This window comes from Diaphorobacter sp. (genome assembly GCF_050251835.1).
Lineage (GTDB): Bacteria > Pseudomonadota > Gammaproteobacteria > Burkholderiales > Burkholderiaceae_C > JBFXIE01.
The window spans coordinates 1-16,749 of the sequence record NZ_JBFWLZ010000040.1 but is presented as its reverse complement, the minus strand read 5'-3'; the positions used below and the strand labels follow the sequence as shown (position 1 = coordinate 16,749).

Genomic DNA, 16,749 nt, shown 5'->3' with positions numbered 1-16,749 from the left:
CATCCGTGCTTGACGAGGCAGGCGCTGGGACTGATCAGGGCTGGACTGGCGATGCCGTCGGCGCGGCAAAGCCGGGCTCACCCGGCCCGGCGGCGGCGCGGCCGGGGCCGTAGATCAGCGCCTGCGGGTTGTCGTTGATGCCCGCGGCGGTGCGGCCCAGGCGCCGGGCGGTGCGGGCGGTCTCGTTGGCGGCTTCGTTCAGGCGCGGCAGCGTGACGCGCCCGAAGCGATCGGCCACCACCGCCAGCGACTTGGCACCCGCTGCGATGTCGGCGATCGGGCCGTCTTCGGCATTGAGCGTGTGCATGGCCTGGCGCACCTCGTCGGCCGCGCCTGCGGCGCTGGCGCCGGCCTGGCGCAGGGCGGCCAGCGTTTGCTGCGCCTCTTGCGTGAGCGCCGGCACGCCGGTCAGCGCGGGGTCCAGCCGGGTGGTCACGGTGGCGTCCAGGCGCCGCGCCAGCTGGTCGATGCTGCCCGCCGCCTGGCCCAGCTGCCGCAGGGCGGCGCCGAATTGCTGCTGGTTCTCGTCGCCCAGCAGGGTGTTGATGCGCTGCGTGGCCTCTTGCACCTGGGCCAGGATGAGCGGCCCCTGCTCGGCGATCTGGCTGATGGACGAGCTGTGCAGCGGCAGGCGCGGCAGGCCGCTGGCGCCCGGCGCGAGCGCGGGCAGGGGCGATTGGGCGTCGTCCAGCTGTATGTGCGCCAGTCCGGTGACGCCCTGGTAGCCCAGCGTGGCAAAAGTGGTGGGGCTGACGGGCGCGTCGGTGTTGACGGCGACGCGGATCAGCACATTGCCCGTCACCTGCGGGTCAAAACCGATGGACGCGACCTTGCCCACGGCCACGCCCTTGTAGCGCACCACCGCCTGGGGTTGCAGGCCGCTGACGCTGTCCTTGCTGGACAGCTCGTAGAGCCGGTAGGCGGTCTGGTCGCGCGTGAGCCACAGCCCCAGGCCGGCCAGCAGCGCCGACACGATGATCACGAAGATGCCCGCAGCCAGTGCGTGGGACTTGTTTTCCATCAGGCCTCCTGGGACGGGGATGCGGCGGCGGGTGCCTGCGCCATGGCGCGGCGGCCGCGCTCCCCGAGAAAAAAATGGTGGATGAACGGGTGGTCGAAGTGCGCCACCTCGTGCGGCGTGCCGCTGGTGATGACGCGCTGGTCGGCCAGCACGGCCACGCGGGTGGACAGGTCGAACAGCGTGTCCAGGTCGTGCGTGACCATGATGACGGTGAGGCCCAGCGCGGCGTGCAGCTCGCGCAGCAGGCTGCAGAACGCGTCGGAGCTGCTGGGGTCCAGCCCCGCCGTGGGCTCGTCGAGCAAGAGCAGCGGCGGGTCCATGATGAGCGCACGCGCCAGCGCCGCGCGCTTGACCATGCCCCCCGACAGGTCGGAAGGCATGCGCGTGGCGTGCTCGGGCTTGAGGCCCACCAGGCGCAGCTTGACCATGGCGGCGTCGTTGACCAGTGCGCCTGGCAGCGTGCCCAGCTCGCGCAGCGCAAAGCCGATGTTGTCGAGCACGTTGAACGCCGAAAACAGCGCCCCGTGCTGAAACAGCATGCCCACGCGGCTGCTGGCGCCCTCGCCGCCCAGGTCGGCCGCCGGGCGGCCCAGCACCGTCACGCTGCCGCGGGTGGGCTGCGTCAGCCCCAGGATGTGGCGCAGCAGCACCGTCTTGCCCGTGCCCGAGCCGCCCACCAGCGACAAAATCTCACCGCGGCGCACGGTGAGCTGCAAATCCCTGTGCACTGCGAAAGCCGAGGTGCCCTTGCCAAAGACGGTGGCAAGACCCTGGATATCCACCACGGGCGCATCAGCGGCTGCAGCGGCGTTGGTGGCGGTGGTAGCGGGCTGCGTGACGGGCATGGCTAGAAACCCACGTTCTTGAACGCCACTGCGAACAGCGCGTCCACGATGATGACCATGGTGATGGCGCTGACCACCGAGGCCGTCGTACCCTCGCCCAGGCTCTGCGTGTTGGGCTTGACGCGCAGGCCCCAGTGGCAGCCGATGAGCGCAATGAACACCCCGAACACCACTGACTTGGCCATGGCCAGCCACAGGTTGGACGCCTTCACCGCCGCGGGCAGCGCCTGCGCAAAGTAGGCGGATGAGATGCCCATGGTCAGGTCCGCCGCCAGCATGCCGCCGGCCAGCGCAGCCAGCGTGGTCCACAGCGCCACCAGCGGCATGGCCACCGCCAGCGCCAGCGCGCGCGGCATCACCAGGCGAAAGCCGTGCGGTATGCCCATGACGCGCATGGCATCCAGCTCTTCGTTGACGCGCATCACGCCGATCTGCGCCGTGATGGCCGAGCCCGAGCGCCCCGCCACCAAAATGGCGGCCAGCATCGGCCCCAGCTCGCGGATCAGCGAAATGCCCAGGATGTTGACGATGTAGGCCTCGGCCCCGAACTGGCGCAGCTGCAGGCTCATCAGGTAAGCCAGCACCACGCCGATCAGAAAACCCACCAGCGCCGTGATGGGCAGCGCCGTGGCGCCCATGCGGTACAGGTGGCCCGAGATATCGCGCCACGGCCCGCGCGCCGGGTTGCGCAGCAGCCGCAGCACGTCCAGCAGCAACTGCCCCACCAGTTCCACCAGATGGCCCAGGTGGCCCATCGCGTGGAGCACCAGCACACCCAGGCGGTCCACCTGATCGCCCAGACGCCAGGGCGCAGGGGGCTCGCAGGGCATGCTGTAACGCGCCACGCGCTCCAGCATGTCGCGCTGCGCGTCGCTCAGCTCCAGCTGCGCGGGCCAGGCGCGGCCCCAGTGGTTCCACAGCAGCTGCGCGCCCACATGGTCCAGGCGCTGCACGCCCTGCAGGCTCCAGGCGTGACCCGGCCCGCAGGCCGCCAGTTGCCTGGCCATGCGCCGCCAGTCGCTGCGGCTGGCGAAGGCCGCAGCCACCCAGTCCCCCTGCAGCAGGGCGCGGGGCGCGGGGGCTTCGTCCTGCTGAACCGAAGGCGGGGTGAAGACGGGCATGGCAGTCAAAAAAGAAGGGCAAGACAAGGCGTACAGCCCAGGCGCACCAGGGTGCGCTGTGGCGCAGCGGCATCATTTCACAAATTGGTGGCAAAAATAAACACCGCGCTTTTTTGCATTGAAATCAGCCTCTAGACCATATACACCGTGCGCTAGCAGCTATTTTTATCATAGTGCAAAGGGGTTTCCCTCTCGACATCGGCACGCCCGTCGCCACAATGAACCGCAACGCCGCGCATCCCCCGCCAAGGACGAGCGGCGCTTTTTTTGACCTGCCATTTTTCGACTTTTGACGCGCGCCGTGCCTCCATGAGCGACACCACCTTCGACTACATCATCATCGGCGGCGGCACGGCCGGCGCCCTGCTGGCCAACCGCCTGAGCGCAGACCCCGCCAACCGCGTGCTGCTGGTAGAAGCCGGCCGCAAGGACGACTACCACTGGATCCACATTCCCGTGGGCTACCTGTACTGCATCGGCAACCCGCGCACCGACTGGCTCTACCACACCGCGCCCGACCCCGGCCTGAACGGCCGCAGCCTGCGCTACCCGCGCGGCAAGGTGCTGGGCGGGTGCAGCAGCATCAACGGCATGATCTACATTCGCGGCCAGGCGCGCGACTACGAGCACTGGGCCGATGTCACCGGCGACGACGCCTGGCGCTGGGACAGCGTGCTGCAGGCGTTTCGGCGCCACGAGGATCACTGGCGGCTGGACCAGCCCGACGGCGTCAATGAGCACTTCAAGCGCCTGCACGGCAGCAAGTCCACCGGCGGCAGCGGCGAATGGCGCGTGGAACGCCAGCGCCTGCGCTGGGACATCCTGGACGCCTTCGCCCAGGCCGCGCAGCAGGCGGGCATTGCCGCCACCGACGACTTCAACGGCGGCACCAACGAGGGCGTGGGCTATTTCGAGGTCAACCAGAAGGCCGGCTGGCGCTGGAACACGGCCAAGGCCTTTTTGCGCCCCACCTGTTACGGGCGGCCCAACTTCGAGATGTGGACCGCCGCCCAGGCCTCGCGCCTGGTGCTGCAACGCCAGCAGGGCGGCGGCCTGCGCTGCACCGGCGTGCAGGTATGGACGGGCGAGGAGATGGTCACGGCCCACGCGCAGCAGGAGGTGATTGTGAGCGCGGGCGCCGTCAACTCGCCGCAGCTGCTGCAGCTGTCGGGCATCGGCCCCGGTGCGCTGCTGCGCGGCCACGGCATTGAGGTGCTGGCCGACCTGCCCGGCATGGGCGCCAATTTGCAGGACCACCTGCAGATCCGCGCCGTGTACAAGGTGCAGGGCGTGCCCACGCTCAACACGCTGGCCGCAAGCCCGCTGGGCAAGGCAAGAATCGGTCTGGAATACCTGTTCAAGCGCAGCGGCCCCATGAGCATGGCGCCCTCGCAGCTGGGCGCCTTCACGCGCAGCCAGCCCGGCCTGCCGCACCCCAACATCCAGTACCACGTTCAGCCGCTGTCGCTGGAGGCCTTCGGCGAGCCGCTGCACCGCTTCCCCGCCTTTACGGCGAGCGTGTGCAACCTCAACCCCACCAGCCGCGGCACGGTGCAGATACAAAGCGCCGACTTCAGCGCCGCGCCGGCCATTGCGCCCAACTACCTGTCCACGCCCGAAGACCGCCAGGTGGCCGCCGACAGCCTGCGCGTCACGCGCCGCATCGTGGCGCAGCCGGCGCTGGCGCCCTACCGCCCCGAGGAATACAAGCCCGGCCCGCAGTACCAGAGCGACGAAGACCTGGCCCGGCTGGCCGGCGACATCGCCACCACCATCTTCCACCCCGTGGGCACCACCCGCATGGGCCGCCTGGACGATCCGCAGGCCGTGCTGGACGCACGCCTGCGCGTGCGCGACGGCCGCGGCGGCGTGGTGGCAGGCCTGCGCGTGGTGGATGCGGGCGCCATGCCCACCATCACCAGCGGCAACACCAACTCGCCCACGCTGATGATGGCCGAGATGGCCGCTCAGTGGATCCGCGCCGAAAGCCGCGCCGGGGCCTGATCTGCTGCGGCTGCAAGTTCAGCGAGTGCGACAGGTTCGGGAAAGCACCGATGCACCTGCGTGGTGCGCGCCATTACAGTGCACCCACTCGAAGCGCGCCCCGGCACGCCAAACGAGGGGACCGGGGAGACAACCCTAATTCAAGAACAGCAAACACCAACCAGGCGTCCGCATCGAGATGCCCTTTTCCCAAGGCACCCGCAACCCGGGTGCCTTTTTTATTGGTTGTGCGCAAAACATGACTCCATCGCCCATCCAACCAGCCTGAGCAGCTATTTATTGGATAGCAACCAGGGTGCGACAATCGCCGGCATGGAATGGATCATCGTCTCGCTGGCCTCGCTGCTGGCCGGTTTTGTGGACGCCATCGTCGGCGGCGGCGGGCTGATTTTGCTGCCCGCCCTGTTTGCCACGTTTCCCGCCGCCCCGCCCGCCACGCTGATGGGCACCAACAAAAGTGCTTCCATCTGGGGCACGGCCATGGCCACCTGGCAATACAGCCGCCGCGTGCAGGTGCGCTGGCCGGCCATGCTGCCGGCGGCGCTGGCAGGCTTTGCCGGAGCTTTTGCCGGCGCCTGGGTGGTCACGCTGATTTCGGGCGATTTTTTGCGCAAGCTGCTGCCACTGGTGCTGGTGGCGCTGCTGATCTACACCCTGGCGCGCAAGGACCTGGGGCGCCACCACGCGCCGCACCTGTCGCCTGTGCGCGAAACCCAGGCGGCCTGCCTGATCGGGCTGGGCATCGGGTTTTACGACGGGTTCTTTGGCCCCGGCACGGGCAGTTTTTTTGTTTTTCTGTTCGTGCGCGTGCTGGGCTACGACTTTCTGAACGCCTCGGTGTCGGCCAAGCTGCTGAACCTGGCCACCAACGTGGCGGCGCTGATTCTGTTCACGGCCAAAGGCCATGTGTGGTGGCATTTTGCGCTGCCGCTGGCCGTGGCCAACGTGGTGGGCAGCGTGCTGGGCGCGCACCTGGCGCTCAAGCATGGCGCGGGTTTTGTGCGCGGCATCTTCATCCTGGTGGTGGGCATGCTGATCCTCAAGACTGGCTACGACGCCTTTGTGCGCTAAACCCAAGGAGTACCCCATGCCCTCATTGACCCTGATCGGCGCCCCCACCGACGTGGGCGCCAGCGTGCGCGGCGCCAGCATGGGGCCCGACGCCCTGCGCATCGCGGGCATTGCCGCCGCGCTGCAGGGCCAGGGCTTCGAGGTGCACGACGCGGGCAACCTCAGCGGCCCGGGCAACCCGCAGGCCGCGCCCTGCGGCGGCTTTCGCCACCTGGCCGAGGTGACGGCCTGGAACCAGTCTGTTTTTGCCGCCACGCTGGCCGCGCTGGACGCCGGGCGGCTGCCGCTGCTGATGGGGGGCGACCACTGCCTGGCGATGGGCTCCATCAGCGCCGTGGCGCAGCACTGCCGCGCGCGCGGGCGGCGCCTGAAGGTGCTGTGGTTTGACGCCCATGCCGATGCCAACACGCCCGAGTCGTCACCCAGCGGCAACCTGCACGGCATGCCGGTGGCCTGCCTGCTGGGCCACGGGCCGGCGCAGCTGACTCAGCTGGCGGGCACCGCACCGGCGCTGCGGCCGGACCAGATCACGCTGATCGGCGTGCGCAGCGTGGACGCGGTGGAAAAGCGCTTTGTCAACGCGCTGGGCATCGAGGTGTACGACATGCGCACCATCGACGAGCGGGGCATGCGCGCCGTGATGCAGGCGGCGCTGGCCGATGTGGACGAGCGCACCCATTTACACCTGAGCTTCGACCTGGACGGCCTGGACCCGGCCGTCGCGCCCGGCGTGGGCACGCCGGTGCGCGGCGGCCCCACTTACCGCGAAACCCAGTTGTGCATGGAGATGCTGGCCGACTGCGGAGCGCTGGCGTCGGCAGATGTGATGGAGCTGAACCCGGCGCTGGACGTCCGCAACCAGACGGCGGAGCTGGCCGTGGACCTGCTGGAAAGCCTGTTTGGCAAGTCCACGCTGATGCGCGTCTGAGCGCACCGCCCCATTCCCGTTTGCGGGCGGCGCGCGACGCCCGGGGCGCTGTTGCATACAATGTGTCCGCCTTGTGACACCACCCCGCAAAGGGCTGGGGTACTCAGGCACTGGTTCCCGGCTTGCACTGCACAAGGCCGGTTTTTTTGTCCCCGAAGCAAGCAGGAACTGTCCATGAACATGTTCAAAACCCTGGCCATCGCCACGGCGCTGTGCGCTGGCGTTGCCGTGCAAGCGCGCCCGCTGGCCGACATCCAGAAAAGCGGCACCATCCTCCTCGGCTCGGAAGGGCAGTACGCGCCCTTCAACTTCTTCAAGGGCAAGCAACTCACGGGCTACGAAATCGAAGTGGCCGAGGCCGTGGTCAAGAAGATGGGGCTCAAGTTCGAGTGGAAGACCGTCGGCTTTGATGCGCTGCTGACCGGCCTGGCCCAGGACCGCTGGGACCTGGTGATCGCCTCGCACGCCATCACCGAAGACCGCTCCAGGGCCGTGACCTTCACCCTGCCGCACTACTGCTCGGGCGGCATCATCGTGTCGATGAAGCCCGAGGTGGCCAAGGCCGCCGACCTGGCTGGCAAGGTGGTGGCCGTGCAAACCGGCACCACCTATCTGGAAGCCGTGAAGAAGGTGCCCGGCGTGAAGGACGTGAAGAACTTCCCCACTGACGAAGCGGCGCGCAACGCCCTGGCCTCCAGCCGCGTGGACGCCTGGGTGACAGACCGATTCGTGGCCAAGGAAATGCTGGCCAAGGCACCCAAGGCGGGCTTTCGCACGGGCGACATGCTGTTCGTGGAGCAGGTGGCCGCTGCCGTCGCCAAGGGCAACCAGGGCCTGGCCGACGCCTGGAACAAGGCACTGAAGGAAGCGATCGCCGACGGCACCGTGGGCGCGATCTCCAAGAAGTACTTCCAAGAAGACGTGACCTGCAAGTAACCCCACCACCCTACCGGCCGGCTGCCATGCGCCCGGCCCGCTCCTGCCATGCTTCTCGTTCTTTGGCCTAACCACTGGAGCCGCACCCAGCGCAGCAATGCCACGCTGGTGGCGGCTTTGGTGGTGATGGCGCTGGTCCTCGCCGTGCTGGGCCAGTTTCTGTCGTTTTTTCCGGAGCCCATCGGCTCCAATGCAGCGCTGTTTTCCGAAGGCGCGCTCACCACGCTGTCGCTGACGCTGGTCAGCGGCGCCGCAGGCCTGCTGCTGGGCACGGCCGCGGCGCTGGCGCGCACATCGCGCCTGGCCTGGCTGCGCTGGGTGGCCAGCTTTTATATCTGGGCGATCCGCGGCACGCCGCTGCTGGTGCAGATTCTGTTTGTCTATTTCGCGCTGCCCGTGCTGGTGCCGGGCCTGAACCTGCCCGACTTTGCCGCCGCCGTGGTGGCGCTGGGCCTGAACGTGGGCGCCTACAACGCCGAGGCCATCCGCGCCGGCCTGCTGGCCGTGCCGCGCGGGCAGACCGAGGCCGCGCGGGCGCTGGGCCTGCCGCGTTCGCGGGTGTTCCTGGACGTGGTGTTCCCCCAGGCCTTCAAGATTGCGCTGCCGCCGCTGGTGAGCAACTTCGTGGCGCTGCTCAAGGACTCGTCGCTGGCCTACGCCATCGGCGTGGTGGAACTGACCAACGTGGGCAACCGCATCCAGTCGGCCACCTTCCAGCCCGTGGCCACACTGACCACGGTGGCCATCACCTACCTGATCCTGACCACGCTGGTGACGCAGGTCACGCATGCCATCGAGTACCGCTTTGACGTCGAGGGTCGTGTGAAATGAACCGCGCCGCAGCCGCCAACCCCTACATCGTCTGCAAGGACGTGCGCAAGGCCTTTGGCAGCCACGAGGTGCTCAAGGGCGTGTCCACCGTGTTCCGCACGGGCGAGGTGACGGTCATCATCGGCGCCTCGGGCTCGGGCAAGTCCACGCTGCTGCGCGCCATCAACCGCCTGGAGCCGCACGACAGCGGCAGCATCACCATCGACGGCGTGGAAGTCACCGACGACCCGCGCACGCTGCAGCTGCAGCGCAGCGAGGTGGGCATGGTGTTCCAGCAGTTCAACCTGTTCGGCCACATGACGGTGCTGGACAACGTGACGCTGGCGCCGCGGCGCATCCGCCACATGCCACGCGGCGAGGCCAACGAACGCGCCATGGCGCTGCTCAGGCGCGTGGGCATGCAGGACCATGCGCACAAGTACCCCTGGCAGCTGTCAGGCGGGCAGCAGCAGCGCGTGGCCATTGCGCGCGCGCTGGCCATGGCACCGAAGGTGATGCTGTTCGACGAGCCCACCAGCGCCCTGGACCCGGAGATGGTGCAAGAGGTGCTGGACGTGATGCGCGAGCTGGCGCGCGGCGGCATGACCATGATCGTGGTCACGCACGAAATGGGCTTTGCCCGCGAGGTGGCCGACCGCGTGATGTTCTTCGACCAGGGCTGCATCGTCCACGACGCGCCGCCGGCCGAGTTTTTTGCCCGCCCGGCCAACGACCGCATCCGCTCCTTCATCGGCCGCATGAGCCACTGATTGGCGCCGCGACACCGCTGCCCGATCACTTCTTTTTTAATAGCTACCAGCGCTTGATGCACAAGGGCTGGAGGCATAAAACATCAAATCAATTCCACCGCTGCCCATCACCTCTGGCTGCCCTGTTTTTTTTGCGAGATTTGTCATGCGTTCTGAACGCCAGGGCCTGCTGGCCCTTTTGCTGGTGGTGGCCGTCTGGGGCACCACCTTCCCTGCGATGAAGCTGATGTCCGCCCACCTGGACGCGCTGCAAATCATCTGGGCACGATTTGCGATTGCACTGCTGGTGCTGGCGCCGCTGTGGCGCGGGCTGCGGCGCGCGGAGCTGCGCTGGGGCGTGCTGCTGGGTGCGCTGCTGTTTGCCGCGTTCTGGCTACAGATCGAGGGGCTGGCGCGCACCAGCAGCAACCGCAACGCCTTCGTCACAGGGCTGAACGTGCTGGTGGTGCCGCTGCTGGCCATGGCCGTGCTGGGCCGACGCTACGGCGCCACGCTGTGGGCGGCCTGCGCCATGGCGCTGGCGGGCATGGTGCTGATGTTCCATGAAGACGAGCCCTGGAACCTGGGCGACACGCTGACGCTGGTCAGCACACTGTTCTACGCCATCTACATCCTGACCCTGGAAGAGTGCGCGCGCCGCACCGCGGCGCAACCGCTGCGCGCCACGCGCATGGCGGCGGTGCAGGCGCTGGTGATGTTCGGCGCGGCCAGCGTGCTGCTGCTGGTGCGCCACGGTGGCGTGCAATCGTCGCTGCAGGCGCTGGCTGCGCTGCCAGGGCAGGCGCTGGCAGCACTGGTCTATCTGGGGGTGGTGGCCTGCGTGCTGGTGGTGACGCTGCAGGCCTGGGGCCAGCAGCGGGTGGACGCCATGCGCAGCGCCATCGTTTTTGGGCTGGAGCCGGTGTTTGCGGCCGCCACGGCCTGGCTGCTGATTGGCGAGCGGCTGGGCGCGGCCGGCCTGGGCGGCGCGGCGTTGATCGTCTGCGCCCTGGTGGTCAGCCAAATGCCGCCACCGCGCGCGCCGGCACGCGGCGGCGCGTAGCCTCTCAATTCACTCTCCGTCTCTCACTGCACCGGCAGCGGCACATCGTCGGCGCGGCGCGGCGTGCCGATGGGCACGCCGGCCTGGCCCTTGGACACCGCGGCCAGGTCCTGCTCGCTGGGGTACTGGCCCAGCAGCCAGTAGTCGAACACGCGGCGCACGATGGGCGCGGCCGCTGCGGCACCAAAACCCGCGTTCTCCACGATCACGGCCACGACAATTTTGGGGTCTTCCACCGGCGCGAAGGCGCTGAACAGCGAGTGGTCGCGCTGGTGCTCCTCCAGCAGCTTGGCGTTGTAGCGCACGTTCTGCCCCAGGCTCACGGCCTGCGCCGTGCCAGTCTTGCCGCCCGAGGTGTAGGGCGCGCCCGCAAACACGCGCCGCCCGGTGCCCGCCTGGTTCACGGCCATCAGCGCGTTGTTGACGATGGCCACGTTCTTGGGGTTGTAGCCCAGATGCTCGCCAGGCGGCTGCTGCACCTCGGTCACCTGGCCGCTCACCTGGTCCTTGACTGCCTTGATCAGGTGCGGGCGGTAGCGCGTGCCGCCGTTGGCCAGCGTGGCCTGAGCCAGTGCCAGCTGCAGCATGGTGAAGTTGTTGTAGCCCTGGCCGATGCCCAGCGACACCGTCTCGCCCGAATACCAGCGCCGCGCATCGGGGCGCTTGTAGGCGTTGCGCTTCCACTCGGTGCTGGGCAGCACGCCGCGCACCTCGCCACCCAGGTCGATGCCGGTGATCTGCCCAAAACCCAGCGGCTTCATGAAGTCGTGGATGGCATCCACCCCCATTTCCACGGCCAGCGAGTAAAAGTAGGTGTTGCTGGAAAACTGGATGGCGCGGTGCATGTCCACGCCGCCCAGGCCGCCCTCGTGGCTGCGGAAGGTGCGCCCGCCATAGCTGAAATAGCCAGGGTCGTTGAACACCTGGGTGGCCGAGCGCTTGCCCAGCTCCAGCGCGGCCAGCGCCATGAAGGGCTTGTAGGTGGAGCCGGGCGGATAGGTGCCGCGCAGCGCGCGGTTGAGCAGCGGCTTGTCGATGGACTCGTTGAGCGCCTGCCAGTTCTCGTGGTCAATGCCCTCGACGAACAGGTTGGGGTCGAACGTCGGCTTGGATACCAGCGCCAGCACCTCGCCATTGCGCGGGTCCAGCGCCACCAGCGCACCGCGGCGCTCGCCGAACATGTCCTCGATGAGCTTTTGCAGCTTGATGTCCAGCGACAGCATCACCGTGTTGCCCGGCGTGGCCGGCTGGCTGGCCAGGCGGCGCACCGCGTGGCCGCCGGCCGAGGTTTCCATGCGCTCAAAGCCGGTCTGGCCGTGCAGCGTGGCCTCGAAGCTCTGCTCCACGCCCAGCTTACCGATGTAGTCGGTGCCGCGGTAGTTGGCCGCGTCTTCTGAATCTTCGATACGCTCTTTTTCGCGCTGGTTGATGCGGCCGATGTAGCCGATGGCATGGCTGGCCACCTCGCCCAGCGGGTAGTTGCGAAACAGCCGCGCCTTGATGTCCACCCCCGGAAAGCGATAGCGCTGCGCGGCAAAGCGGGCGACCTCTTCGTCCGACAGGCGCGTGCGGATGGGCAGCGAATCGAAGCTGCGCGACTCCTCGCGCAGGCGCTTGAAGCGGCGCCGGTCGCGCGGCTGGATGTCCACGATCTTGGCCAGCTCGTCGATCGTTGCCTCCAGATCCATGGTGCGCGAGGGCGTGATCTCCAGCGTGTAGGCCGAATAGTTAGTGGCCAGCACCACGCCGTTGCGGTCCAGAATCAGGCCGCGATTGGGCACGATGGGCACGATGGCCGTGCGGTTGCTCTCCGCCTGGTCAGCCAGGTCTTCATGGCGCACCACCTGCAGCACCACCAGACGCGCAACGATCAGCAAAAAAGCCAGCAACACCACCACGCCGACCACCAGCACACGCAGGCGAAAACGCCCGGTGTCGGCCTCGGTGTTGCGCAGCTCGGTCATCCGCGACGGTCCTTCATGCAGCGCACATCACAGCGGACGATTCTTGTCCTGATCGGGCGGGCGACGCTGCGGCGCCAGCAGCACCCCGCTGGCCACGGGCCACAGTGCGGCCTCCAGCAGGGGAGCCACCAGACCCTCGAAACCCGGCAGGATGCCGCCGTCGATCAGCACGCGCAGCGCCAGCTCCAGCGCATGGGCCGCAAAAAAAAGCGGCAGCAGCTGCAGCGCCTGCAGCAGCGGGCCGAACCACAGCAGGCGCCGGTGGGCATATTGGGCGCCGAACATCAGCGCGCAGTACACCAGCGCATGCTGGCCCAGCAAAGCGGACTGGTACACGTCGATGCACAGGCCCATCAGAAAGGCCACGCCCAAACCCACCCGCTGCGGCTGGTGAATGCCCCAGAACACCAGCAGCACCATGACCCAGTCGGGCGTCCAGACCACGCGGCCCAGGGGCAGCATGTTCAGCGCCAGCGCCGCAACCAGACTGGCTGCGATGAAGATGGGGTTGACCGGCAGCAGCAGCTGCTGGCCCTTGGGCATGATCATTTGCGGCCTCCGCGCCTGGGCGCAGCGGGCGTGGGCTCGGGCCGCTCGGGCAGATCGGCCACCACCGGCTTGAGCACCATCACATGGCGCGCACCATCCATCTGTGCCACGGGCGCGCAGTAAATGCGCGCAAAGGCGGAGTCGGCGCGCCGCTCCACGCGCACCACGCGCGCCACCGGCAAGCCCGCGGGGTAGAGGCCGTCCACGCCGCTGGTGGTGAGCAGATCACCCTCCTTGACATCAGCGGCAGCGGGGGTGAAACGCAGCTCCATGCCGCCGCCCTGGCCCCCCGCGGGGTCGCCATAGGCCACGCTGCGCGCGCCGGTGCGCAGGTTGAGCACGGGGATCGCCTGATCACGGTCGATGAGCAGGGTGACTTCGCTGAGCATGGGAAACACACGCGTGACCTGGCCCAGCACGCCGGATGCGTCCATCACGGGCGCGCCCGGCTCCACGCCGGCCAGCTGCCCCCGGTCCAGCATCACGCGGCGGGTGTAGGGGTCTGCCGTGTCATAGATCACCTGCGCGGCCTGTGCGGGTGTGGTCAGGCGCTCGCGCAAGTCCAGCAGTTTGCGCAGCTCGGCGTTCTCGCGCAGCAGTTGTTCAGACTCGCCGGCACGCACGGACAGAACCGCCATCTGGCGCCGCGCCTCGTCCGCCCCCTGCTGCGCCGCCTGCAGCGACTGAAAGTAGCCAGCGCCCTTGCCAGCCAGCTCCACCGGCTGCAGCGCCAGCCATTGCAGCGGGTACAGCACGGTGGCCATTGCCTGACGCAGCGGCTCGGTCACGCGAAAACGGGTGTCGGCCACCATCAAAAACAGCGCCAGAGCGCTGTAGAGGGCAAGACGGGCCAGCGGCGATGGCCCTTGCTTGAACAACGTCGGCGCCGATCGATCCAGGGTTCCCAGCGGCATGCGGACAGCTCGTCAGGCGCAGAACAAGGTCAGAGGCTGGGAGTTATTTGCCCGTGCCCGAAAGGCGCGTCAAAACGTTCCTGGTCGAGGCGCAAAGCGCAGCCATAGATCGGGCTATGGCGAGCATTTGCAACGATGAGCAGGGGCATTTTGGCGTGCAAGGCGGGCGTAGGCAAAAGACTCTCGCCTCTTAGTCGCTGGTGAAGATGCTGCCCTGCCGGTCGAGGCTGTCGAGCGCCATGCCGCAGCCACGCACCACACAGGTCAGCGGCTCTTCGGCCACCAGCACGGGCAGGCCGGTTTCTTCGTTGAGCAGGCGATCCAGGTCACGCAGCAGCGCACCGCCGCCGGTCAGCATCATGCCGCGCTCGGCGATGTCGGCGCCCAGCTCGGGGGGGGTTTGCTCGAGCGCGTTCTTGACGGCTGAGACGATCTGGTTGAGCGGCTCGGTCAGGGCCTCCAGCACCTCGTTGGACGAGATGGTGAAGCTGCGCGGCACGCCCTCGGAGAGGTTGCGGCCCTTGACCTCCATCTCCTTGACCTCGGAGCCCGGGAAGGCCGAGCCGATGTTCTTCTTGATGGCCTCGGCCGTGGGCTCGCCGATCAGCATGCCGTAGTTGCGGCGGATGTAATTGATGATGGACTCGTCGAACTTGTCGCCGCCCACGCGCACACTGCCCTTGTAGACCATGCCGCCCAGGCTGATGACCCCCACTTCGGTGGTGCCACCGCCAATGTCCACCACCATCGAACCGCTGGCCTCGGACACCGGCAGCCCGGCGCCAATGCCCGCGGCCATGGGTTCTTCGATCAAATAGACCGCCGTGGCGCCGGCGGCCTCGGCCGCGTCCTTGATGGCGCGGCGCTCCACCTGGGTGGAGCCACAGGGCACGCAGATGATGATGCGCGGGCTGGGCGTGAGCACCGAGCGCGGATGCACCATCTTGATGAACTGCTTGATCATCTGCTCGGTGATGACGAAGTCGGCGATCACGCCGTCCTTCATGGGGCGGATGGCCTCGATGTTGCCGGGCACCTTGCCCAGCATGGCCTTGGCCTCGCGGCCGACCGCCTGGATCACCTTCTTGCCGTGCGGGCCGCCCTCGTGGCGGATGGCAACTACAGAAGGCTCATCGAGCACGATGCCCTTGTCGCGGGCAAAAATCAGGGTGTTGGCGGTGCCGAGGTCTATGGCCAGGTCGGTGGAGAAATACCGACGGAAAGCTCCGAACATGCAGAAATCCTCTCAGGCACGGCATGCACGTCGGCCTGCCGTCGCCGGATATTTGGGGGGTGTTTGTTGGCTTTTTTCGCACAATGACCGGCAATGTGGAGGTCTTGCGGCAAAGCCGGGATAATACCGCATCCCCTGTGAATAACTTCCCCCGACGGGCCCCGGACGATTGCTTTACATCTGGTTTCCGCCCGTCCATTTTCCCTATGGCACTGACCCTCCAGGATATCGGCCGCATCGCCAATCTGGCCCGGCTTGAACTGAGCCCGCAAGACAGTGAGCGCATGCTCGCCCAGCTCAACGGTTTTTTTGACATCGTGGAAAAGATGCAGGCCGTGGATACCAGCGGTATCACCCCATTGCCGCACCCCGTGGCGGTGACTCAGGACGTGCAGCTTCGCCTGCGAGACGACGTGGCCAGCGAACCCGACCAGCGCGAGGCCAACCAGCAAAGCGCGCCGGCCGTCGAGCGCGGCCTGTTCCTGGTGCCCAAGGTGATCGAGTAAGGACGCACCATGAGCAACAACCCCATGACCGATCTGCACCACCTGAGCGTGGCCCAGCTGGCAGCCGCATTGCGCGGCAAACAGGTTTCGGCCACCGAAGCGGCGCAGCACTTTCTGGCCCGCGCCAAAGCCCACCAGAACCTGGGCGCCTACGTGGCCCTGAACGAAGAAGCCACCCTGGCCCAGGCCCGCGCACAAGACGCCGCCCTGGCGGCAGGCACCGCCGCGCCGCTGGCGGGCGTGCCCATCGCGCACAAGGACGTCTTCGTCACCCGCGACTTCCCCAGCACCGCCGGCTCGAAGATGCTGGCGGGCTACCGCTCGCCCTTTGACGCCACCGTAGTCACCCGCCTGGCCAATGCCGGCTGCGTGACGCTGGGCAAGCTCAACTGCGACGAATTCGCCATGGGCTCGGCCAACGAGAACTCGGCCGTGGCCCCCGTCGGCTTTGACGCACCCGCGCCGGTGCGCAACCCCTGGGACACCGACCGCATCCCCGGCGGCTCCTCGGGCGGCAGCGGCGTGGCCGTGGCCGCGCGCCTGGCGCCAGCCGTGACGGGCACGGACACGGGCGGCTCGATTCGCCAGCCCGCGTCGTATTGCGGCATCACCGGCATCAAGCCCACCTATGGCCGCGCCAGCCGCTATGGGCTGATCGCCTTCGCTTCCAGCCTCGACCAGGCAGGGCCGATGGCGCGCAGCGCCGAGGACTGCGCGCTGCTGCTGTCCGCCATGTGCGGCCCGGACCCTGACCGCGACTCCACCAGTCTGGACATGCCGGCAGAGGATTTCAGCGTCCGGCTCAATGATTCGCTGGAGGGCCTGCGCATCGGCATCCCCGCCGAGTTCTTCGGCGACGGTCTGGCGAGCGACGTGCGCGCCGCCGTCGAGGCAGCCCTCAAGGAATACGAAAAGCTGGGGGCCAGGCTGGTGCCCATCAGCCTGCCGCGCACCGAGCTGTCGATCCCGGTGTACTACATCATCGCGCCGGCCGAGGCGTCGTCCAACCTGAGCCGCTTTGACGGCGTGAAGTT

The 16,749-nt window shown here is 67.8% G+C and carries 16 protein-coding genes; 9 read left to right on the top strand and 7 right to left on the bottom strand.

Annotated elements, in window-relative coordinates; all coding sequences use genetic code 11:
- Nucleotides 1-34: 34 nt before the first annotated feature.
- The 3 genes from AB7E35_RS12480 to AB7E35_RS12470 are packed head-to-tail and all read right to left on the bottom strand — an operon-like array spanning nt 35 to nt 2,987.
- Entirely contained in the window at nt 35-1,021 is a 987-nt protein-coding gene (locus AB7E35_RS12480) for an MlaD family protein (RefSeq protein WP_428163806.1), read from the bottom strand.
- On the bottom strand, nt 1,021-1,866 hold the full coding sequence (locus AB7E35_RS12475; protein WP_428163805.1) for an ABC transporter ATP-binding protein: 846 nt from the start codon (nt 1,864-1,866) through the stop codon (nt 1,021-1,023). The genes AB7E35_RS12480 and AB7E35_RS12475 overlap by 1 nt, the downstream gene beginning before the upstream one ends.
- Before the next feature lie 2 nt (nt 1,867-1,868).
- The gene (locus AB7E35_RS12470) at nt 1,869-2,987 is read right to left on the bottom strand and encodes an MlaE family ABC transporter permease (protein WP_428163804.1); all 1,119 of its coding nucleotides are present in this window, start codon (nt 2,985-2,987) and stop codon (nt 1,869-1,871) included.
- 309 nt (nt 2,988-3,296) lie between these two features.
- Here AB7E35_RS12470 and AB7E35_RS12465 point away from each other — a divergent pair, with 309 nt between their 5' ends.
- From AB7E35_RS12465 to AB7E35_RS12435, 7 genes are all read left to right on the top strand, one after another.
- Nucleotides 3,297-4,991 carry a GMC family oxidoreductase gene (locus AB7E35_RS12465; RefSeq protein WP_428167657.1) on the top strand — a complete coding sequence of 565 codons (1,695 nt, stop codon included), beginning with the start codon at nt 3,297-3,299 and terminating at the stop codon, nt 4,989-4,991.
- 312 nt (nt 4,992-5,303) lie between these two features.
- Nucleotides 5,304-6,062, top strand: a complete 759-nt coding sequence (locus tag AB7E35_RS12460; RefSeq protein WP_428167656.1) for a sulfite exporter TauE/SafE family protein — start codon at nt 5,304-5,306, stop codon at nt 6,060-6,062.
- 16 nt (nt 6,063-6,078) lie between these two features.
- Nucleotides 6,079-6,990: an arginase gene (gene rocF / locus AB7E35_RS12455; RefSeq protein WP_428163801.1), complete on the top strand. Its 912-nt coding sequence runs from the start codon at nt 6,079-6,081 to the stop codon at nt 6,988-6,990.
- 174 nt (nt 6,991-7,164) lie between these two features.
- Entirely contained in the window at nt 7,165-7,926 is a 762-nt protein-coding gene (locus AB7E35_RS12450) for an ABC transporter substrate-binding protein (protein WP_428167655.1), read from the top strand.
- A 48-nt stretch (nt 7,927-7,974) separates the two neighbouring features.
- Nucleotides 7,975-8,757 carry an amino acid ABC transporter permease gene (locus AB7E35_RS12445; RefSeq protein ID WP_428163799.1) on the top strand — a complete coding sequence of 261 codons (783 nt, stop codon included), beginning with the start codon at nt 7,975-7,977 and terminating at the stop codon, nt 8,755-8,757.
- Nucleotides 8,754-9,506 (top strand): amino acid ABC transporter ATP-binding protein, encoded by a 753-nt coding sequence (locus tag AB7E35_RS12440; RefSeq protein ID WP_428167654.1) that lies wholly within the window; start codon nt 8,754-8,756, stop codon nt 9,504-9,506. Before AB7E35_RS12445 ends, AB7E35_RS12440 begins: the two co-directional genes overlap by 4 nt.
- A 145-nt stretch (nt 9,507-9,651) precedes the next feature.
- Nucleotides 9,652-10,548 carry a DMT family transporter gene (locus AB7E35_RS12435; protein ID WP_428163797.1) on the top strand — a complete coding sequence of 299 codons (897 nt, stop codon included), beginning with the start codon at nt 9,652-9,654 and terminating at the stop codon, nt 10,546-10,548.
- Nucleotides 10,549-10,571: 23 nt separating this feature from the next.
- Here AB7E35_RS12435 and mrdA read toward each other — a convergent pair whose 3' ends face one another.
- From mrdA to AB7E35_RS12415, 4 genes are all read right to left on the bottom strand, one after another.
- Nucleotides 10,572-12,512 carry a penicillin-binding protein 2 gene (gene mrdA / locus AB7E35_RS12430; RefSeq protein ID WP_428163796.1) on the bottom strand — a complete coding sequence of 647 codons (1,941 nt, stop codon included), beginning with the start codon at nt 12,510-12,512 and terminating at the stop codon, nt 10,572-10,574.
- Nucleotides 12,513-12,539: 27 nt separating this feature from the next.
- Nucleotides 12,540-13,061: a rod shape-determining protein MreD gene (gene mreD / locus AB7E35_RS12425; RefSeq protein WP_428163795.1), complete on the bottom strand. Its 522-nt coding sequence runs from the start codon at nt 13,059-13,061 to the stop codon at nt 12,540-12,542.
- Nucleotides 13,058-13,975, bottom strand: a complete 918-nt coding sequence (gene mreC, locus AB7E35_RS12420; RefSeq protein ID WP_428163794.1) for a rod shape-determining protein MreC — start codon at nt 13,973-13,975, stop codon at nt 13,058-13,060. The genes mreD and mreC overlap by 4 nt, the downstream gene beginning before the upstream one ends.
- A 190-nt stretch (nt 13,976-14,165) precedes the next feature.
- The gene (locus AB7E35_RS12415) at nt 14,166-15,209 is read right to left on the bottom strand and encodes a rod shape-determining protein (protein ID WP_428163793.1); all 1,044 of its coding nucleotides are present in this window, start codon (nt 15,207-15,209) and stop codon (nt 14,166-14,168) included.
- 206 nt (nt 15,210-15,415) lie between these two features.
- On the opposite strand from AB7E35_RS12415, the gene gatC reads away from it, so the two are divergent.
- The gene (gene gatC, locus AB7E35_RS12410; RefSeq protein ID WP_428163792.1) at nt 15,416-15,715 is read left to right on the top strand and encodes an Asp-tRNA(Asn)/Glu-tRNA(Gln) amidotransferase subunit GatC; all 300 of its coding nucleotides are present in this window, start codon (nt 15,416-15,418) and stop codon (nt 15,713-15,715) included.
- A gap of 9 nt (nt 15,716-15,724) precedes the next feature.
- On the top strand, nt 15,725-16,749 hold a 1,025-nt coding region (locus AB7E35_RS12405; protein ID WP_428167653.1), incomplete at its 3' end, for an amidase.